Genomic DNA, 19,383 nt, shown 5'->3' with positions numbered 1-19,383 from the left:
ATAAATCCTTACAAAAACAATAGGAATTAAAACTACTATTCTATAGTAATTATATTGTTGATCCGGAAGGAAAATTCTCTTGATTATTACTAGTAGTTATCCGTAAAAAACAAAAACTCCCTCACACTTAGTATGAAGGAGTAAGTTTGTAGTCTGATTTTTAACGAGCATGTTTAAGTGCAGCTACTATAATTAGAACCCAGCCAGTTAAAAAGAGAACACCACCAATTGGTGTGATGGCGCCTAGAACTTTAACGCCGCTGATTGCCAGTACATATAAGCTTCCCGAAAAGAAGACAATCCCTAGGTTGAATAAGATTCCCGCTAAATTTAACTGCTTGACCTCACCTAGTATTTTAGAGCTCATCAATAGTCCAATGATAAGGATAGCCGTAGCTTGAAACATCTGGTACTGCACAGCTGTTTCCCAAATCCCACGACTATAATCATCTAGAACTTCTTTTAAAGCATGCGCACCGAATGCACCTAGTGCCACTGCTAAAAAGCCATGAAGTGCACCTGTCACGATAAATTTTTTCATACCATTTCCCTACCTTTAATCATGATTAAAAGTCAAAAATTGAATCACCATTCGCTCCGTCTTCTTCTTCAATTTTTGCTGTATATAAACTTGGTGGCATCGGCTCTGACACTAGCATTTGTGGCAATTGTTTTGACTGCGCTTTAGAAATGCCGTCAGATGTGTCTAATACCACATCGCATAATGCTCGGATTGCTGTTAAGGCTTCACGAATTTGTTGTTCGTCTCCAGTATTTTTGACACCGGATAATTGTTTTTCAAGTTGTTGAATAACGGCTTGATAAGGAATCATTGCATTCCCCCACTTTCTGCTTTTGGCACAAATTTCAAACAGTCCGTGCCAGAGGATTGTTTAACGACAACGGATGGTATTTGCTTTGTTTTAAAGCCATACGCTACACAAGCCCGTGGAGTTTGCGGGTCCCATGTTACTTTAAAATATTGACATTTGAAACAATTCACCTTCATCGTTGTCCCCCACTTTCTTCTATTATTAACTGTAACACGAAACGGTAAGTGCTTCAATTTCACTTTGACGAGCTACTTCGCTTTCGTACAGAAAACATTTATAGCTATCGCTACAAAAGTAATTACTGAATGAAGATAAAGATCACTAAGCTAGGCACCAATCAATCGGTTGCTCTCCCCACTCCTCTAACTGTGCATTGATTTTCGAGTATGGTTTACTGCCAAAAAACCCTCGGTAAGCACTTAGTGGACTTGGATGAGGCGCTTCTAAAATAATATGTTGCGTTGAGTATTGACGAATTAATTGTTTTTTTCGTTGTGCTGGTCTACCCCAAAGTACAAAAATAACGGGTTTATCTCTAGATGCTAATTTATCGATGACCGCATCCGTGAATTGCTCCCAGCCTTGTTCTTTATGGGAATTCGCCTGGCCTGCTCGAACAGTTAATACAGTATTTAATAACATTACACCTTGCTGTGCCCATTTTGTTAATGTTCCGTCTGCAGGGATTGGACAACCAAGATCATCCTGTAACTCTTTTAGCATATTTCGTAAGCTTGGTGGATGTGGGATTCCTGGCATGACCGAAAAGCTTAAGCCATGTGCTTGGTTTGGTCCATGATAAGGATCCTGACCTAAAATTACGACCTTCACATCTTGATAAGCTGTTGTATAAAATGCATTCATTATATCATTCATCGGTGGATAAATTGCTTGTGTTGAATACTCATGTTCTACAAATTGACATAGCTTTGTATAGTATTTTTTTTCTATTTCTTCTGCAAGTATTGCTTGCCAATCATTCGGGAATACTTGTTTCATCTTAATATAAGCCCCTTTCTCTTCTTACAACGGTACAAAAAAACAATGTCGAATTCAAGCTTCTATTCAATTATACCTTGGTATCATTAAGTCCAAAATAAGCTTTTAGTTTAGACCTTCATAAGGGCCGTATTGCTTCATGCAGGTCAGTTATGGATGCATGCGATGATGTTAGGCTAACACCCTATATGATCTCCCTTCCTATATAAAGGTGGGAGACTTCTACTGATAGAAGTTAAACTGACCTTATAAAAATATATAATTCTGACTATTTTTATACAACCAGAATAAGACTATACTAGATGATAATTTTAAAAATTCGATCTATAAAGGAGATCTTCCACATGGTTCTTAAAAAAACTTTAACGATTGCTGGTTCAGATACATCAGGTGGCGCAGGTATGCAAGCCGACCTTAAAACATTTCAAGAGCACGGCACATATGGCATGGTGGCATTAACGGTTGTCGTAACAATGGATCCAAACGGTTGGAATCATAACGTAACGCCATTACCGACAGAGCTTTTGCAAAAACAAATCGATACGGCTCTGTCAACAGGTATTGACGCAATAAAAACTGGGATGCTGTCAACGGAAGAGATTATTCGCATTGCAGGTGATGCTATTGCGAAATCTGGTACGACAAATGTTGTTATTGACCCTGTAATGGTATGTAAGGGAGAAGATGAAGTATTGAACCCTGGCAACACAGATGCAATGATTCAACATCTTTTACCATTAGCTGCAGTTACAACACCTAACCTGTTTGAGGCTGGACAATTAGCTGGGACTGGAACACCAAAAACAATCGAGGCAATGAAAACAACTGCTCGTAAAATCCACGAGCTTGGTGCTAAAGCTGTTGTCATTAAAGGTGGAAAAGCGTTAGCTACTGAAAAAGCAACTGACTTATTTTTCGACGGTGAAAAATTCTACTTATTAGAATCTGAAAAAGTTGCTTCTACTTATAACCACGGGGCTGGCTGTACATTTGCTGCTTCAGTAACAGCAAACCTAGCAAATGGCCTTTCAGTAAAAGAGGCTGTAATTGAAGCAAAAGAATTTGTTTCAGCTGCAATCGCTCACGGTTGGGCATTAAATGACTATGTAGGACCTGTTATGCACGGTGCTAAATCTCGTTTTGGCGCACCACAAGTGACGGTGACTGAAATTTAATGACGAAAGAGGCATCTGAATATCAGATGCCTCTTTTACATATAGTAGTTCTCCATTATTTCAAGCCGTTAATCCCATGGATTGTTCATAGTAATGAATTTGGCCAAAGCCTTACTTTCCTTTTTACGCTCTGCACGCGCTTTTGCTCGTATAGATGCGGTTTCATGTAGCTTTGTCTCCTCTACTGTTTCCGGAATGACCGATGGAACTGGTGTTGGTTTATTATTTTCATCTAATGCAACAAAGGTTAACAACGCTGTCGCCGCTACCTTTCGTTCACCCGTTTTCAAATTCTCAGAAATAACCTTTACGAAAACCTCCATTGAAGATGTTCCTGTCCACGATACATATGATTCGAAATATACAGAATCAGATTGGCGTATTGGATGCAAGAAATCTACTGAATCCGTTGAGGCTGTTACACAATCTCTACGACTATGCTTCGCAGCAGAAATTGAAGCTACTTGATCGATATCACTCATTAATCGACCACCAAACAGTGTATTGTGATTGTTAATATCATTCGGAAAAACCCGACTTGTACGCATGACTCTTGATTCTTTACAATATTTAAAGTCTTTATTCACATCTATCCCCCCCTAAAAGCAATTGTTTATTTTTACTATATTGCTCTACTTTTCCATAAAAATCAAATGAATTGACGGAAAATTAAGAAATTAATGTTTAGAACTCAGGGATTTATTACTCAAACGTAAAAAGCTCAGGACAAGATACGCTACTTCTTTTTATGCCATATATTAGCTGTATATGGGAGGGAGAAAAATGAAAAGACGTAAACAACAAAACATAAATGTTGATCCAACTAATCTGGGTGGTCAAGAAGCAGGTCTCCTAGGTGAAGGCACAGGCATTCTAGCTGGAGATATAACCTCTACCAAAGTAGAAGTGATTTCTTCAATGATTTTAACAATAGGATATTCATTAGCAACCCTCTCCACCATTTTAGCATTGCAGGAGGAAGAGCAACAGGAACAAGCAAGAACCTCCAACGCACAAAATCAAAATTTACAGTTTAGAAACATGCATAAGCATCTACAACATCTCAACAATCGTCTAGATTCCATTGAACGAAAACTCAACCGATATTAACAAATACATACTCCCAAAAACCAAACATTATAAAAAGCCGCGATTCTCCGTCATAAAAGAGAATCGCGGCTTTTTACTATACTATGATAATGAACTTTTCGTCTTCTTCCCTTGCCATAGCCATGCATACAATGTTAAAGGAACGTCATCTATTGTACCAAGATAGAATTCGTTATTACCTAGTTTAAAATTCCCTTCAACATTATGCACTGCTTATCCGTCAATTAAGGAAGAGAGCGTGGTCGCAGTATCTTTTCGCTTGTGAAACCACATACAATACAAAACGACACATTTTGTACAAAATTGCTTTCACCTTTATTATATTGATATATTTCAATAATTTTTTCAAGAATATTGCTTGATAAATCTTCATATATTAAAAGATGCCATCAATTATACATCGGAATAATTGTGTCGGATGCTTTGGGGCGATAAATGTCTTTTAGCGCAAGCGTAGCGGCAGGTCACTCAGTCGTTGCATAGGACATGGCGTCTTAGGCTGAGCCTCATTTTTGAATATTCTCTGAAAATGACCAAGCCTTCTAGACGCCTTTGAGGGAAAGTTTCTTGATGATGTTATGCTATAGAGGCATTCAATTTCCCTTTGTGAATTATTTTTACTATACTTAAAGGAGAAATAATCGAGAGGAGTGTTAAGATGCAAGAGGTACAAGTAAAGACGTTACAGGAATTATTGAATTCTTTCGCCAACAAAGACGTTTATATCCATCTTGAGACGACGAACGGTTCTTATGCAGCACACTTTGATGAAAAATTTTTTAATGCAGGTGCTTTTATTCGTAATGCTAAAATCAACTATGAACTTGCTAAAGTGGTAGATGATTCACCCCATCGTGTTGGCTTGAAAATGGCACATGGCTGGGTTTATGCACAAGGCATCACACATTTTGAACTAGATGATTTGGGCCGTTTATTAATGGCTGGACTAGATTACTCAGGTAAATTGGCGATTGCACTTGAAATTAGCGAAACGCCGTTTGCTTATTAAGGGGGACGACTGTTTGAATTTACAACCACAACGTCATATTTTAATTGTTTACCCTCACCCAGATGATGAGGCTTTTTCAATTGCTGGAACAATTGCCTACTATACAAAGAAAATGAATACACCTGTTACATATGCCTGTTTAACTCTAGGCGAAATGGGGCGTAATTTAGGAAATCCACCTTTTGCAACACGTGAATCCTTACCAGAAATTCGACGCAAGGAGCTTATTGCAGCAGCAGATGCTATGGGCATACAAGATTTACGTATGCTTGGTTTCCGTGATAAGACGATTGAATTTGAAGACGATGAAAAAATGGTAAAGCTTGTTGAAGGTTTAATAGAAGAGTTAATGCCTTCTCTTATCTTTACATTCTTACCTGGTTTTGCAGTGCATCCTGACCATGAGGCAACTGCTCGTGCCGTAGTAGAAGCTGTTCGTCGTATGCCGAAAGCCGCCCGTCCACAAATATTGGGCTGTGCCTTTGCAAATGATACGATTGACAAGAATGGGGAGCCACATGTTGTCGTCAATATAAGTGAAATGAAGGCGGATAAAATTGATGCCTTAAAAGCACACGCATCCCAAACTGCTTGGATGATGCAAGAAACAGAAAAACGTATTGATGACGGTGAGCCAATGAGCGAAAGCTGGCTTAATATTGAAAAGTTCTATATTGTGAATCCTGATCATTATGTAAAATAAAAGCTTTAGTTGACAATAAAGCGGATCCGTCCTCTTTCTAAATGGAGAACAGATCCGCTTTTATGTTAAGCGGTCCTCGTTTTTTTTAAGAAATGAATCATGAAGGTTATAGCAAATATAATAATTAGCACAACGAAAAACATATAATGCGGAACGTGAATTCCGATGACGCTAGCTAGCATTTTCAGTGCAATAATGCCAATTATAATAAATGCTGTTGCCTCTAATTCTGGTATTTTTTCAATAATGACTAAAAATAAGCCTGCAATCGTTCGCATCATTAAAATACCTAGTACTCCCCCGATGAGTAATATCCAAATTTGATTGGATATCGCAAAGGCCGCAAAAATCGCATCAATTGAAAAGGCAATATCCATCAGTTCTACAGAAATAACGGTTGCCCAAAACGTTCCAAAAATGCGAACCATCAACCCTGTTTTTTTCATTTCCTTAGCACTATCAGCTTCCCCAATCTGTAAGAAATGAGCGACACATAACCAACCTAAATACAGGGCTCCTAGCAATTTAATAAACCAGAATTCTACCAAATAAACGCCTATCCCAATAAATAAAAATCGGAAAAAATAGGCTCCCAACATTCCGTACATTAATGCTCGTTTGCGTTGCTTAGTTGGCAAATGCTTCACTAACACTGCTAATACAAGTGCGTTATCAGCCGAAAGCAAACCTTCTATTATAATAAGTGTTGATATTAACCCCCAAGATACAGGGTCAGTCAAAATTTCTTTCCACATTTCCCAATCGAAAAATTGAATGTATGTAGATAGAATTCCTTGAATGATTTCCAATTACATACCCTCCTACTTGTCCTAAGGTACTCTAGTATATGCTGGACCATTTCCGTTATGAGGAAAAGTGTGCATCCTTTATTTCTTCAAAAAATTCTCGAATAAATCTATTTTGCATTAAATAGACACCGAAAATTTAGAATTTACTAAAAATTAATGACAAAAAGCTTATGAAGTGTGCTATCATAGATAAATGTTTTATACGTATACGGAGGATGAATATTATGGAAGCTGCTGACACTAGAACCGTGCAAGTAGAAAATATCTTGATTGCACATCATTTCTTAAAAGACGTAGTGGTGCACACGCCGCTACAAAAAAATGACTATTTATCCGAGAAATACGGAGCTAATATTTATTTTAAACGCGAAGATTTACAGCATGTACGCTCGTTTAAACTTCGTGGCGCCTATTATAAGATTAAAAAAATTGAAGAAGAAGCTCGTAAAACTGGCGTTGTTTGCGCAAGTGCGGGCAATCATGCTCAAGGTGTTGCCTACGCCTGTGCACAATTGAACATTCAAGCAAGTATTTTTATGCCTCAAACAACACCTAAACAAAAAATCGACCAAGTTCGTATGTTTGGTCGTAATTATGTAGAAATTATTTTAGCAGGTGATACTTTTGATGATTCTGCAGAAAGTGCATTTGCTTACTGTGAAGAACACGATAAAATCTTTATCCACCCATTTGATGATTTTGATGTCATTGCTGGTCAAGGAACGGTCGCTGTTGAAATTATGAATGATATGGAGGAGCCAATTGACTACGTATTTGGTAGTATTGGTGGCGGTGGCTTAATGTCCGGTGTTTCTGCCTATGTGAAAAACCTTTCTCCTCATAGCAAAATTATCGGTGTAGAACCTGCTGGAGCAGGCAGTATGAAGGCTGCATTTGCAGAAGGCGGTGCAGTGGCACTTGATTGGATTGACAAATTCGTAGATGGTGCCGCGGTAAAATGCGTCGGTCATCACACATACGATGTTTGTCGTCGCTACTTAGACGACATCGTACTAGTACCAGAAGGAAAAGTATGTACAACAATCTTAGATCTTTACAATAAACACGCCATTATCGCAGAGCCTGCTGGAGCATTATCAGTAGCAGCCCTCGATTCTTATGAAGAGGAAATTAAAGGAAAATCAGTCGTTATCATCATTAGTGGTGGTAATAATGATATCGGTCGTATGCAGGAGATTAAAGAAAAATCTTTAATTCACGAAGGCTTACTATACTACTTCATCGTAAGCTTCCCACAACGTGCCGGCGCCCTTCGCCAGTTCTTAACAAGCGTTGTAGGACCCAATGACGACATTACAACTTTCGAATATACAAAGAAAAATAACAAAGAAAGCGGTCCTGCCTTAGTCGGCATCGAACTCGGCAATCGCGAAGATTACGAAGGATTACTAGTACGCATGAATGAATTCGGCTTCAAATACAAAGAAGTAAACAACGACATTCAACTATTCGGCTTACTAGTCTAAAATAAAGAGTCACACTTGCTAAGTGAGTGTGGCTTTTTTGTGTGGATGAGAAGTTTATCGGGGAGCTTTTGAGATTTATCGATAACTTTTGATTATTTATCGAGACTTTTTTAAGGTTTATCGAGACTTTTTTGAGGTTTATCGAAACTTTTCACTTGTTTATCGACATCTACCTTACAAGCGACACTATCTGACCGCACCGATAGTTTACGTCGCTTACATTTAATCTAACAATTTGGCAGGAATTATATATTTTCTATTTTTATTTTCACCTATCGCTTCAAATTTTAACTTTTTCAATAAATAATAAACCGCCTTCTCTGAGTCAATATCAAAAAAATTACGAAACTGAGCATTTGTAATATCGTTGCTCATCATTAATCGAAAATCATGTAATGCGACTAACATCGATTGATTATCAGTCGTTTGGCAATTGCTACAACGCCATTTCCCATGGGTGTAACGTAGGATATGGTCAAAATGACAGTGCGAGCATAGTGCACCTTTCTTCAATTCATCCACTTTAATATCTAGGGTCCATTGAATTGGTTTGTGCCTCGTTAAAATATGCGCTGATAATTCTCTCAAATCTTTTTCACCTAGACAGACTTGTTGATGCTGCTTGAACAGTTGATCTATCCTTTCTGCCAAACCACTTACATGAATAATTGGCTGGGACAAGAAAATGGGCGTCATAATCATATTCGGATTTGCAGAAACGACTATATATTCAATAGGTATATGATGCCCGCTCATTTGAAATAGTCGACGCAAAAACCTAGCATGTCGCTTCACTTGATCAAAGGGATTTCTAAAGCCATCTACTCTGCCATCAGAAGTAATTCGAATAAATTGATGGTTATCTTCCATATATTCTACACGACCAACGATATTTTTGATTTCAACGATTAGCACAAAATGTTGGGACATAAATAACGTATCCATTTGATGTGTCGATCCGCCAGCACTCTCATCCTTAAGCTCTATATCATGCAATAAATAATAAGCATGCTCCAAAAAGATTTCCTGCCATTCTCGATCTACCCTTTGCTCACCAGCGATGCCAGCCTTCGTTTTCCCTAGCATTTCTTGAAAATAATCATACTTAGCGTGAGATTTCGGTAACCGCCTCTCAACCATTTCTAACACGCGTTGCTTCGATGAAACTCCCCGCTTTTTCAGTAACATATGTTCACCTCCTTTAACTCGATTATAATGCACTTTATCGAAAGAGTTTGCTTATTTATCGAAAACTTTTGATTGTTTATCGACCAACTTTATCGATTTATCGACCTACTTTTTTAATTTATCACCCAACTTTTAAAAAATATCGACATCCAACGAAAAAACGCCCACACCTATGTATGAGCGTTTTATCATTTATTATCCTAGTAACGCACGGTCTGAGTTCATTTTCTCACCGCGGATACGTTCGAACTCTGCCATTAAATCTGGGATGGTTAATTCATGCTTGCGATCCTCGCCAACCTCTAAAATGATTTGACCTTTATCCATCATAATCAGTCGATTTCCTAAGTCTAAAGCTTGTTGCATATTGTGCGTGACCATTAATGTCGTTAAGTTATCTTTTTCAACTAAATATTTCGTAATACGTGTGATTAACTCGGCACGAGATGGGTCAAGTGCCGCAGTATGCTCATCTAGCAATAAAATTGAAGGCTTCGTGAAGGTCGCCATTAAAAGAGACAGCGCCTGACGCTCACCTCCTGACAGTAAGCCAACTTTTGCAGATAGACGATTTTCCAAATTTAAGCCCAACATCTCCAACGATTCCTTGAAAAATTCTCGACGCTTTTTATCAACACCGAAGCGCACGCCTCTACTCTTATTACGTGAGTAAGCTAATGCTAAATTTTCCTCAATCGTCATCGTTGGCGCTGTACCAGCCATTGGATCCTGGAATACGCGACCGATGTAGTGGGAGCGCTTATATTCCGCTAAAGACGTAACCTCATTTCCATCAATAGAAACCGTGCCGAAGTCTGGTGTTAGTGCCCCAGAGATCATATTCATCATAGTCGATTTACCAGCACCATTACTGCCGATAATTGTGACGAAATCCCCTGGCTTTAAGTGCAAATTTATTTCTGCAAGTGCAATTTTTTCATCAGGCGTACCTTCATTGAAAACCTTATTAATACCGTGTAATTTAAGCAAGGCCCTTCCCTCCCTGCTCAACCGTCTTTACTCGTGTTTTCTCCGCTGCACGCTTCACCCTACGTTTACGCTCCTTACTCTTATTGATAAATTGCGGTAAAATCAATGCGATAATAACAATAATAGCTGTTATTAATTTCATATCCCCTGAATCAAGGAAGTCTACTCGTAATGCTAGCGCTAAAATAATACGGTAAATAATAGCTCCGGCAATGACAGCGAAAGTTGTGCGCATAATCGTTTTTGTACCAAAGATTGCTTCGCCGATAATAACAGATGCCAGACCAATAACAATCATCCCGATTCCCATACTTACATCCGAGAACTTCGAATATTGCGCGATTAAAGCTCCCGAAAATGCGACAAGTGCATTAGAAAGTCCTAGCCCAAGAATTATAAGAGTATCTGTATTAGCCGAAAAACTACGAATCATACGTTTATTATCACCAGTTGCTCGAATAGCCAGGCCGATTTCTGTTTTCAAGAACCAGTCTGCAATGAACTTAATTAAAATTGTGATGATTACTACTACAATAATCGTGCTCCATGTTGAAGGTAGTTGCTGAAGGCCGAATCCCTTTAGTAAGTTATTTAATGCCGTATCGATTCCTAAATTACTCCAAAATAATTGAAACTTTGAAAATAAAGTCTCTGAATTTAATAGTGGAATGTTCGGGCGACCTATCGTATTTTCTGCAGTGGACCCCATAATACGTAGGTTAATAGAATACAAAGCAATCATCATTAAAATCCCCGATAATAGAGGATTAATTTTCCCCTTTGTGTGAAGAATTCCTGTCATACATCCAGCAATAAATCCAGCAACAATTGCCACTAAAGTCGCTAAGATCGGGTGGTAGCCAAGCAGAATCATCGTCGCCGCTGTAGCCGCCCCTGTTACAAAGCTTCCATCAACCGTTAAATCCGGAAAATCTAACACGCGGAATGTTAAATACACACCAAGTGCCATAATCGCATAGATGATTCCTTGCTCCGTTGCGCCAAATATTGCTATAAACATAGTTGAATCATCTCCTAATAATTTCTTAATATATAAATTAGCTCATCCACATAACGTGGGTTGATTTCCTGGGGGCGTCCGATGAGCCGTTTCACTCGCGTTGCTCGGTCGCCAACAGATGTCTTTTGCGCGAAAGCGTGAGTGCAACGTAGCGGCGGCAGCACGATGTTGGTCACGAAGGCGTTATCACAGGATGTGATGCTCTTAGCCTTCGTTCCTCTATCGCTAATCCCCAAGGAGTCGCCCAGCCACTACTCCAATCAACTTATCCACATGACATTCAACGTTCAAAATGAACCATAATCTTTAGTATTCTAATAAGATGAAACTAGAAAGGATTACCCCACCTTAATTAGGTCAATACATCATCCTTAAATTTATTCTATCCACAGACAGAGCGGTGATTCTTCCTAATAAATAAAAGCAATTTTCATTCTAAAAAGTAGATAAAGCGGGGGCAGTTTTAGTTCTCCCCCGCTTCGCTCTATAAGATGATCATGTCAGGTCATTACTTTTCTAAAAGCTCCGCACCCCAAGAATCTTTAATGTTGATTCCTAAATCATCTGCTACTTTTTTATTGATTAATAGTTTTAGCTTTTGTGGATATTGAGCTGGAATATCAGCAGGAGTTGCTTCACCTTTTAGGATCTTCACAGCCATTTGCCCTGCTTCATATCCGATGTCAAAATATTCAAAACCATATGCACCTAAGCCGCCACGTGCCACAGAGTCAAGCTCTCCTACAACTAATGGTAATTTATTAGCATTCGCTACATCAATGACAGACTCAAGTGCCGAAACTACTGTATTATCAGTAATAATATAAAATGCATCAGCTTTTCCGATTAACGATTCAGCAGCTTGTTTTACTTCTGCAGACGTAGCCGCAGATGCCTCAGCCACTGTTAAGCCTTGCTCATCCATCACTTTTTTCACTTCTTTTACTTGCGCTACTGAATTTTGTTCACCAGCGTTGTAAACCATCCCTACTTTTTTCGCACCCAAATCCTTTAAGAACGCCACTGTTTTCGAAATAGTATCAGGATGTAAATCGATTGTTCCTGTTACATTTTTCCCTGGCTTCTCTATAGAATCAATGAGCTGCGCACCAACAGCATCTGTTACAGAAGTAAAGATAATTGGAATATCGCTAGTTGCTGTTGCTGCCGCTTGTGCAGACGGCGTAGAATTCGCAAAGATTAAATCTACGTTTGCACTTACTAGATTGTTTGCAATCGTCGTGTTAAGACTGTTATCCCCTTGTGCTATTTGTGGATCATAATCTACTTTTAAGCCAGATTCTTCAATCGCTTTTTTGAAACCTTCAGTTGCAGCATTTAAAGATGGATGCTCCACAATTTGAGTAATCCCGATCTTATATGTTTTATCATCTGTCGTGCCGCTCTCACTTGCATTATTCGTTTCGTTCCCTTTCGAATCCGACGAACTAGAACCACCGCTACCACAAGCAGCAAGCATTAAAACTAATCCAAATAACAGGAACGAAAGCTTTTTTAAATTGCTTTTCACAAATAATCCCCCCGATTTTGATCTCTGATATTTATCACACTTTATCCAAGCGAAGTGTGAACGTATCGCTATATTATCGCTATTAGCAAGGTTCGTCAACAACATTATGAATCTTCTGACTATTAATCCCAGCAAAATATTTTTTCTTTCCAATCAATTTGTCGCTTTAAACCGCTAAACTACGCCGTTTCTCCAATTTGATTTCTTTTTCTAACATAACAAAAATTTTTTTTACAATTTAGCGAAGTTATTTTTCTGACAGATAATTTTTAAGTAATATATGTAAAAACTGAAAAACCTGACAATGAAAATGTCAGGACTTCAAAACAGGTTTAATTCGCTCTTACTTTTTCAAGTTTACTACTAGCCAACTTCTTTGAGTAACGTCTTGAAATGCTAAATAAAAACAACCCGCGATTGCTTTAGAATCCCCCTCTCGTATTACTTCCCCCTGGTGATCTACAGAAAACGTTTATTTTAGTCCCCCTTTTTACATTTAATGCATATGATGCATATGAGAGTAGTGCCGTTCCTAAAAAGGAGGATACCATGAATAATGATAAAATCGATTTAAATCAACCTTCTTATTCACAAGAACATCAAAATGCAACTACAGGAAATATTGATACAATCATTTCTAATCTATGTGACAGTCTATTTGTATTTGCTTTGGATTTCACCCTAAATGCCTTAGAGTATACAAAAGAAATGGAAGAAGAATTAGAATATACAGATGAATTCAAGAAACAAGTTAACGATTTAATTGTTGAAATAGAAGAAATAAAAAATACGTTAGAGGAGTAATTTCTAAAAGTGCAGTTCGTAGTCATTGGATATATTCATTCCCCACTATTTTGTGCGTCCATTTTCAATCAATAGAGCCTCCATTCACCATTGCCCCAGTGTTTTAAATTACTGAAATGGTCACTTGTTAAAAGTACTGTTTTAACAAGTGACCGGACAGATTCCACGCTTTCTAACTTTCGAATTTACTTTTCATCTGCTATTTCTGCATAATTTTCTAGTAAGTGCACAAGCCCCTTTTCATAGGCATTGTCATTAAAAAACTTTGAACAAGATCAAATTATTATCGTTAGTACTATAATTTTTCACACGTAGCTATTTACAAATAAGCATGAACATTGATATGATTGCATTTGCTTCACGTGGTTCGTAACCATCCCACGTAAAAAAACTAAGGAGAAATAAATATGAAAATAAAATTTTTAGCAACGAGTGGCATTATTGCAGCACTCTACATCGCTATTACATTATTAGTCGCGCCATTTGGCTTTACAGAGGTGCAGTTTCGAATATCGGAAACATTTAACCATTTAGTTGCATTTAATCCACGCTTTGCCGTTGGAATCATTATTGGTGTATTCATCTCTAACCTCTTTTCACCACTTGGCATCTACGATTTAGTTTTCGGTGTAGGCCATTCGATGATTACCATTGGGTTGTTCATTCTTATTTGTAAATTTGTCAAAAATATTTGGGCACGTTTAATCATCAATACATTGTTATTTACTTGCACGATGTTCATCATTGCTTTTGAATTAAACTTAGCATTAGAATTACCATTCTTCTGGACATGGTTAACTGTTGCTGCAGGTGAATTTGTTGTCTTAGCGGTTGGTGCACCGATTATGTATGTATTGAACAAACGCTTAAATTTCAAAAATTTAATTTAATTTATTTATTTTAATTGACGGATCTTTTGGATTCGTCTTTTTTTATTTCTTGGAAGACACCTTGACAATATTCTGAAAATATTCTACAATTCATTTCAATAAATGCTAGGAAAAAGAATAGTAGCAAGTGCTAGTACTTAAAGAGAGCTGATGGTTGGTGCAAATCAGTAGTACCTACTTGTGAATGGGCTTTGGAGCAGCCTCATCAAATGTGAGGACGAATTTACTCCCCGTTATCGGAGTACGAAAGCGCGCAATTATTGCGAATGAAGGTGGCACCACGGTTACTCGTCCTTTTTATAGAAGGATTGTAGTGGCTTTTTTTATGGAAAAATTAGATAGAGGAGTCGAGAGAAGATGAGTACAGTAGCAGAGAAAAAAGGATATTTTGGTGAATTTGGCGGTAGCTTTGTTCCCGATGAGCTTCAAAATGTTTTAAGTATTTTAGATGAAAACTTTCAAAAATATAAAGACGATGAAGACTTTAATGAAGAGCTAGATTATTATTTCCGTGAATATGTTGGGCGCAAATCTCCACTTTATTTTGCTGAAAATTTAACAAAACAATTAAGTGGCGCAAAAATTTATTTAAAACGTGAAGATCTTAACCATACTGGTTCACATAAAATTAATAATGTTCTTGGACAGATTTTATTGGCCAAGCGCATGGGTGCTAATCGTGTTATCGCCGAAACAGGTGCAGGTCAGCATGGTGTGGCAACAGCAACTGCTTGTGCAATGTTCGGGATGGATTGCACAATTTATATGGGCTTAGAGGATACTAAGCGCCAAGCATTAAACGTCTTCCGTATGGAGCTTCTTGGTGCAAAGGTAGTAGCTGTTGATAAAGGTCAAGGGCGACTAAAGGATGCAGTGGATGAAGCATTTGCTGATTTAGTAGAAAACTATGAGACGACTTTCTATTTACTAGGGTCTGCTGTTGGGCCTCACCCATTCCCTTCAATGGTGAAGCATTTCCAATCCGTTATTAGCCGTGAAAGTCGCGAACAAATTTTAGAAAAAGAAGGCAAGCTACCAGCAGCAGTACTTGCTTGTGTCGGCGGTGGTAGTAATGCGATCGGTGCGTTTGCTGAGTATATTGCAGATGAAAACGTTCGCCTTATTGGTATTGAGCCAGATAAGGCTGCCACATTAAATGAAGGAACACCTGGTGAATTACACGGCTTCAAATGTTTAGTACTGCAAGATGCAGAAGGCAATCCATTACCAACCTATTCGATTGCCGCTGGACTAGATTATCCTGGAGCTGGTCCAGAGCATAGCTATTTAAAAACAATTGGTCGTGGAGAATATGTAACGGTAACGAATGAAGAGGTGCTCGAAGCATTCCAAGTGCTATCAAAGATTGAAGGCATTATTCCTGCACTTGAAAGCTCCCACGCCGTGGCTCATGCACTTAAGCTTGCGCCAACATTATCTCCGGAAGAGAGCATTATTATCAATATCTCTGGTCGTGGAGACAAAGACGTTGAACAAGTATTTCAAATGCTAAATAGATAAGTAAAAGAGCGATTTCCGCAAATGGAAATCGCTCTTTTAACTATACGAGTGTACCCAATTTCGGATAAATTTCTGCTACATTATCTCGAAGCTTAGCTTTCAGAAACTTTCCAACTGATGTTTTTGGAATTTCGTCTAAAAATACCACATCGTCTGGTACCCACCATTTTGCAAACTGGCTTTCTAAAAATGCAAGAAGCTCCCCTTCACTTGCTGACATCCCTTCCTTCAATACTACACAAGCTAACGGGCGTTCTTGCCATTTGACATGCGGAATTGCGATAACTGCTGCTTCCAGCACAGCGTCATGAGTCATCAATGCATTTTCTAAATCAACCGAGGATATCCACTCCCCACCCGACTTAATTAAATCCTTCGTACGATCTGTTATTTTGATAAAGCCATCCTCTGTTCGTACCGCAATGTCCCCTGTATATAACCAACCGTCTCGATAGGCATCATTCGTACGCTCATCCCGATAATACTCGTGTGAAATCCACGGACCTCGTAAACGTAACTCACCCATCGTCTCTCCATTCCACGGTACTTCCCCATTGTCATTGATAATACTCGATTCAATACCAGCCATCGTCATTCCTTGCATTGCTCGCGATTCAATACGCTTTTCAATAGGCCATTCATCCATCCAAGACATATAATTTGATAACGCTACAATTGGAGTAGTTTCAGTCATTCCATACACGACAATATACGGAATGCCATACTGCTCTTCAAATGTACGAATAAGTCGAGTTGGTGAAGCTGACCCGCCACAACAAATAGCACGTAACGAACTAATATCTCGCTCATGCTTCTCTTGTTCCTGTAACGCACCAATCCAAATTGTCGGTACCCCAGCTGTTAATGTAACCTTCTCCTGCTCTACTAAATCCAATATGATTGCTGATGTGAATTGTGGACCAGGCAATACTTGTGTAGCGCCTACATTGACACTAGCAAATGGTAGGCCCCATGCATTTGCATGAAACATCGGTACAATCGGCATCACGACATCACGCTCAGAAATGCCCATTGAATCAGACATACTCAGCATCATACTATGTAGCACTAGACCTCGATGTGAATATACAACCCCCTTTGGATTTCCTGTTGTAGCACTTGTATAGCACATTCCAGCAGGCTCCTCTTCTCCTATATCCTCTGGGAATTGATAGTTTTCATCTGCTGCTGCTAATAAATCCTCATAGGATAAGGCATTCGGTAATGTCGTTTCTGGCAAAGTATCTTCGTCCGTCATAATAATATAATGTTTCACTGTCTTAAGCTCAGGCGCAATGTTTTCGATGATTGGTAGCAAGTCCACATCAATCATTAAAATTTCATCTTCTGCATGATTAATAATATAAATTAAATGCTCTTCTGATAAACGAATATTCACCATGTGCAAAATAGCGCCGGAACATGGCACCGCAAAATATGCCTCTAAATGGCGATGCTGATTCCAAGCAAAGGAGCCAACCTTCATTCCTCTTATCATCCCCAGCTTTGTGAGCGCATCCGCTAAGCGACGCGTTCTTTTCGCCCATTCTCCATATGTTAAACGGTGAATCTTCTGTGGACTCGTACGTGAAACAATAGTCTTTCTAGCAAAATAGCTTTCTGCTCGTTTAATAAAGTTTGTTAATACTAACGGCGTCTGCATCATAAAAACCATCCATCCCCTCTTCTTGTGAACTCCCTTTTTTACCTTTGTGAAAAATTAATAGTTTATTTAATTGAATACTATTAATATTCTGAATATGATTATATTGGAAAATTATAAATTACGCTATATATTCCAATAATTTTCTTTTTATTGTTAAGTTTTTCTAAAATAACTCATCAGCATAACGTGGGTTGATTTCCGTTCCGGCTTGGCGCTTTGGCTGACGGTTCGCTTTCGCACAGATAAAACATTTGCTGTCGCTACGTTAGCACTACGCTTTCGCACAGAAAACATTCGCTGCGCTGCAGGGTCTCGGGCCAACAGATGTTTTTTGCGCGAAAACGTATAGATACGTTTACTAAATGTCATCCCAAACTTTAATAATTTACCCGTCAAAATAAAAAAGACGAAGAAATTAAATTCTTCGTCCGATTTTTAGGATTATTTATTTTATGAACAAGCTTTTGTTTGTAGTTTTATTTTTAATTTTTCTAGCATATCAACTGTCATTTTTGCTAAGTCATACTGTGCTTTAAAGCCCCATTCTTTTTGTGCTGCTTCTACATTTATAGAATTTGGCCAGCTATCCGCTATCGCTTGGCGTACTGGATCTACATGATAATCCATACGGAAATGTGGCAAATGCTTTTTAATTTCCGCCGCAATTTCAGATGGCTCGAAGCTCATTGCAGTGATATTAAAGGCATTGCGATGGATTAGTTTGCTACTATCGGCTTCCATCAAATCTACAATAGCTTGCAATGCATCTGGCATGTACATCATGTCCATGTACGTACCTTCTTGAATATAAGACGTATACTTTCCTTGCTCGATCGCCTCATAGAAGATTTCTACTGCATAGTCTGTCGTTCCACCTCCTGGAGGAGTTACGTATGAAATTAACCCTGGGAAGCGGACACCACGGGTATCTACACCAAAACGATCGAAATAATAATCACATAATAGCTCACCAGCAACTTTATTTACCCCATACATTGTTGTTGGACGCTGTAATGTATCCTGTGGCGTATTATCCTTCGGTGTCGACGGACCGAACGCGCCTATTGAGCTCGGCGTGAAAAATTGCAAGTTTAACTCACGCGAAACTTCTAACGCATTCATTAAACCACCCATATTTAAATTCCACGCGAGCAACGGATTTTTTTCCGCTGTTGCTGATAATAACGCCGCTAAATGCATCATTGTATCTGCACCAAAATCCTTCGCTAAATCATGCATTCTTTGTCCATCTGTCACGTCCAATACTTCGAACGGACCTTTAGAATGCTCAAGCTTCCGGATATCTGTCGCTAATATATTGTCCTCTCCATAAATACTACGAAGTTTTTCTACAAGCTCAGAACCTATTTGACCTAGTGCACCTGTAACCATTATCTTTTCCATTTCTCCAAACCTCCACCTGTGAACAATTGTACTTTTCTAGAGTACACCTGTATATAAACAAACACTGATTTAACAACATTTCTGATGATTATCATTATAATTTGTTCATATTAAAAATACAACCATAATATTTAGAATTTTGAAAGATAGACAGTAAAAACCCTTTTCTATCAGTATATGAGCCCTACAAAATATTGTGCTAGACAAACAAACAAAATACATATGTACACTCACAAAGTACAT

Annotated in this window: 20 protein-coding genes, 1 riboswitch and 1 other annotated feature; of the genes, 8 read left to right on the top strand and 12 right to left on the bottom strand. The window is 38.5% G+C overall.

Features of this window, described 5'->3' with window-relative positions; translation table 11 throughout:
* Nucleotides 1-160: 160 nt before the first annotated feature.
* The 4 genes from ABE34_RS00280 to ABE34_RS00265 form a co-directional block, all read right to left on the bottom strand.
* Nucleotides 161-541 (bottom strand): DUF423 domain-containing protein, encoded by a 381-nt coding sequence (locus ABE34_RS00280; protein WP_197139586.1) that lies wholly within the window; start codon nt 539-541, stop codon nt 161-163.
* 25 nt (nt 542-566) lie between these two features.
* The gene (locus tag ABE34_RS00275) at nt 567-833 is read right to left on the bottom strand and encodes a YwdI family protein (protein ID WP_197139585.1); all 267 of its coding nucleotides are present in this window, start codon (nt 831-833) and stop codon (nt 567-569) included.
* Nucleotides 830-1,009 (bottom strand): uracil-DNA glycosylase, encoded by a 180-nt coding sequence (locus ABE34_RS00270; RefSeq protein ID WP_197139584.1) that lies wholly within the window; start codon nt 1,007-1,009, stop codon nt 830-832. The genes ABE34_RS00275 and ABE34_RS00270 overlap by 4 nt, the downstream gene beginning before the upstream one ends.
* Before the next feature lie 145 nt (nt 1,010-1,154).
* The gene (locus ABE34_RS00265; RefSeq protein WP_197139583.1) at nt 1,155-1,832 is read right to left on the bottom strand and encodes a uracil-DNA glycosylase; all 678 of its coding nucleotides are present in this window, start codon (nt 1,830-1,832) and stop codon (nt 1,155-1,157) included.
* Nucleotides 1,833-2,176: 344 nt separating this feature from the next.
* On the opposite strand from ABE34_RS00265, the gene thiD reads away from it, so the two are divergent.
* A complete protein-coding gene (gene thiD / locus ABE34_RS00260) occupies nt 2,177-3,007 on the top strand; it encodes a bifunctional hydroxymethylpyrimidine kinase/phosphomethylpyrimidine kinase (RefSeq protein ID WP_197139582.1) in 831 nt (276 codons plus the stop codon).
* Nucleotides 3,008-3,075: 68 nt separating this feature from the next.
* On the opposite strand, the gene ABE34_RS00255 is transcribed toward thiD, so the two are convergent.
* Nucleotides 3,076-3,594 (bottom strand): hotdog domain-containing protein, encoded by a 519-nt coding sequence (locus tag ABE34_RS00255; RefSeq protein WP_197139581.1) that lies wholly within the window; start codon nt 3,592-3,594, stop codon nt 3,076-3,078.
* A gap of 196 nt (nt 3,595-3,790) precedes the next feature.
* Between ABE34_RS00255 and ABE34_RS00250 the strand changes: the two genes are divergently transcribed.
* The 3 genes from ABE34_RS00250 (at nt 3,791) to bshB2 (ending at nt 5,829) form a co-directional block, all read left to right on the top strand.
* Nucleotides 3,791-4,117, top strand: coding sequence for a hypothetical protein (locus ABE34_RS00250; RefSeq protein ID WP_241747124.1), 327 nt, complete (start codon nt 3,791-3,793; stop codon nt 4,115-4,117).
* Between the two features lie 658 nt (nt 4,118-4,775).
* On the top strand, nt 4,776-5,126 hold the full coding sequence (locus ABE34_RS00245; RefSeq protein ID WP_079559334.1) for a YojF family protein: 351 nt from the start codon (nt 4,776-4,778) through the stop codon (nt 5,124-5,126).
* 13 nt (nt 5,127-5,139) lie between these two features.
* Nucleotides 5,140-5,829 (top strand): bacillithiol biosynthesis deacetylase BshB2, encoded by a 690-nt coding sequence (gene bshB2 / locus ABE34_RS00240; RefSeq protein WP_197139580.1) that lies wholly within the window; start codon nt 5,140-5,142, stop codon nt 5,827-5,829.
* A gap of 65 nt (nt 5,830-5,894) precedes the next feature.
* Here the strand turns inward: bshB2 and ABE34_RS00235 are convergent, their stop codons facing one another.
* Nucleotides 5,895-6,638 carry a TerC family protein gene (locus ABE34_RS00235; protein WP_197139578.1) on the bottom strand — a complete coding sequence of 248 codons (744 nt, stop codon included), beginning with the start codon at nt 6,636-6,638 and terminating at the stop codon, nt 5,895-5,897.
* Nucleotides 6,639-6,862: 224 nt separating this feature from the next.
* On the opposite strand from ABE34_RS00235, the gene ilvA reads away from it, so the two are divergent.
* Nucleotides 6,863-8,125 carry a threonine ammonia-lyase IlvA gene (gene ilvA / locus ABE34_RS00230; protein WP_197139576.1) on the top strand — a complete coding sequence of 421 codons (1,263 nt, stop codon included), beginning with the start codon at nt 6,863-6,865 and terminating at the stop codon, nt 8,123-8,125.
* A gap of 222 nt (nt 8,126-8,347) precedes the next feature.
* Here the strand turns inward: ilvA and ABE34_RS00225 are convergent, their stop codons facing one another.
* The 4 genes from ABE34_RS00225 to ABE34_RS00210 form a co-directional block, all read right to left on the bottom strand.
* Entirely contained in the window at nt 8,348-9,313 is a 966-nt protein-coding gene (locus ABE34_RS00225) for a nuclease-related domain-containing protein (RefSeq protein WP_197139575.1), read from the bottom strand.
* Nucleotides 9,314-9,508: 195 nt separating this feature from the next.
* Nucleotides 9,509-10,303, bottom strand: coding sequence for an ABC transporter ATP-binding protein (locus ABE34_RS00220; RefSeq protein ID WP_197139574.1), 795 nt, complete (start codon nt 10,301-10,303; stop codon nt 9,509-9,511).
* Entirely contained in the window at nt 10,296-11,324 is a 1,029-nt protein-coding gene (locus ABE34_RS00215; RefSeq protein WP_197139573.1) for an ABC transporter permease, read from the bottom strand. The genes ABE34_RS00220 and ABE34_RS00215 overlap by 8 nt, the downstream gene beginning before the upstream one ends.
* Nucleotides 11,325-11,832: 508 nt before the next feature.
* A complete protein-coding gene (locus tag ABE34_RS00210) occupies nt 11,833-12,855 on the bottom strand; it encodes an ABC transporter substrate binding protein (RefSeq protein WP_197139572.1) in 1,023 nt (340 codons plus the stop codon).
* A gap of 549 nt (nt 12,856-13,404) precedes the next feature.
* Between ABE34_RS00210 and ABE34_RS00205 the strand changes: the two genes are divergently transcribed.
* The 3 genes from ABE34_RS00205 (at nt 13,405) to trpB (ending at nt 16,070) form a co-directional block, all read left to right on the top strand.
* Nucleotides 13,405-13,659, top strand: coding sequence for a hypothetical protein (locus ABE34_RS00205; RefSeq protein ID WP_197139571.1), 255 nt, complete (start codon nt 13,405-13,407; stop codon nt 13,657-13,659).
* Nucleotides 13,660-14,015: 356 nt separating this feature from the next.
* Nucleotides 14,016-14,060, top strand: a riboswitch (PreQ1 riboswitch).
* Nucleotides 14,061-14,066: 6 nt separating this feature from the next.
* On the top strand, nt 14,067-14,549 hold the full coding sequence (locus ABE34_RS00200) for a QueT transporter family protein (RefSeq protein ID WP_197139570.1): 483 nt from the start codon (nt 14,067-14,069) through the stop codon (nt 14,547-14,549).
* 98 nt (nt 14,550-14,647) lie between these two features.
* Nucleotides 14,648-14,848 (top strand) — a binding site (T-box leader).
* Between the two features lie 58 nt (nt 14,849-14,906).
* Entirely contained in the window at nt 14,907-16,070 is a 1,164-nt protein-coding gene (gene trpB / locus ABE34_RS00195) for a tryptophan synthase subunit beta (protein WP_197139568.1), read from the top strand.
* Between the two features lie 40 nt (nt 16,071-16,110).
* Here the strand turns inward: trpB and ABE34_RS00190 are convergent, their stop codons facing one another.
* Together ABE34_RS00190 and ABE34_RS00185 are read right to left on the bottom strand one after the other, a co-directional pair.
* Nucleotides 16,111-17,736: a long-chain fatty acid--CoA ligase gene (locus ABE34_RS00190; RefSeq protein ID WP_197139934.1), complete on the bottom strand. Its 1,626-nt coding sequence runs from the start codon at nt 17,734-17,736 to the stop codon at nt 16,111-16,113.
* A gap of 450 nt (nt 17,737-18,186) precedes the next feature.
* Entirely contained in the window at nt 18,187-19,140 is a 954-nt protein-coding gene (locus tag ABE34_RS00185; RefSeq protein ID WP_197139567.1) for an L-threonine 3-dehydrogenase, read from the bottom strand.
* Nucleotides 19,141-19,383 lie beyond the last annotated feature (243 nt).

The sequence above is a fragment of the Lysinibacillus sphaericus genome (genome assembly GCF_015844675.1).
GTDB classification, from domain to species: Bacteria; Bacillota; Bacilli; order Bacillales_A; family Planococcaceae; genus Lysinibacillus; species Lysinibacillus sphaericus_E.
Note: the sequence above shows the minus strand (reverse complement) of the source record. Positions and strands in the feature narration are given on the sequence as shown.

Excerpts from the sequence above, each read along its gene's own strand:
- ABE34_RS00280 (WP_197139586.1), bottom strand. The coding sequence starts at position 541 with ATGAAAAAATTTATCGTGACAGGTGCACTTCATGGCTTTTTAGCAGTG.
- ABE34_RS00275 (WP_197139585.1), bottom strand. The coding sequence starts at position 833 with ATGATTCCTTATCAAGCCGTTATTCAACAACTTGAAAAACAATTATCC.
- ABE34_RS00270 (WP_197139584.1), bottom strand. The coding sequence starts at position 1,009 with ATGAAGGTGAATTGTTTCAAATGTCAATATTTTAAAGTAACATGGGAC.
- ABE34_RS00265 (WP_197139583.1), bottom strand. The coding sequence starts at position 1,832 with ATGAAACAAGTATTCCCGAATGATTGGCAAGCAATACTTGCAGAAGAA.
- thiD (WP_197139582.1), top strand. The coding sequence starts at position 2,177 with ATGGTTCTTAAAAAAACTTTAACGATTGCTGGTTCAGATACATCAGGT.
- ABE34_RS00250 (WP_241747124.1), top strand. The coding sequence starts at position 3,791 with ATGAAAAGACGTAAACAACAAAACATAAATGTTGATCCAACTAATCTG.
- ABE34_RS00245 (WP_079559334.1), top strand. The coding sequence starts at position 4,776 with ATGCAAGAGGTACAAGTAAAGACGTTACAGGAATTATTGAATTCTTTC.
- ilvA (WP_197139576.1), top strand. The coding sequence starts at position 6,863 with ATGGAAGCTGCTGACACTAGAACCGTGCAAGTAGAAAATATCTTGATT.
- ABE34_RS00225 (WP_197139575.1), bottom strand. The coding sequence starts at position 9,313 with ATGTTACTGAAAAAGCGGGGAGTTTCATCGAAGCAACGCGTGTTAGAA.
- ABE34_RS00215 (WP_197139573.1), bottom strand. The coding sequence starts at position 11,324 with ATGTTTATAGCAATATTTGGCGCAACGGAGCAAGGAATCATCTATGCG.
- ABE34_RS00205 (WP_197139571.1), top strand. The coding sequence starts at position 13,405 with ATGAATAATGATAAAATCGATTTAAATCAACCTTCTTATTCACAAGAA.
- ABE34_RS00200 (WP_197139570.1), top strand. The coding sequence starts at position 14,067 with ATGAAAATAAAATTTTTAGCAACGAGTGGCATTATTGCAGCACTCTAC.
- trpB (WP_197139568.1), top strand. The coding sequence starts at position 14,907 with ATGAGTACAGTAGCAGAGAAAAAAGGATATTTTGGTGAATTTGGCGGT.
- ABE34_RS00190 (WP_197139934.1), bottom strand. The coding sequence starts at position 17,736 with ATGATGCAGACGCCGTTAGTATTAACAAACTTTATTAAACGAGCAGAA.
- ABE34_RS00185 (WP_197139567.1), bottom strand. The coding sequence starts at position 19,140 with ATGGAAAAGATAATGGTTACAGGTGCACTAGGTCAAATAGGTTCTGAG.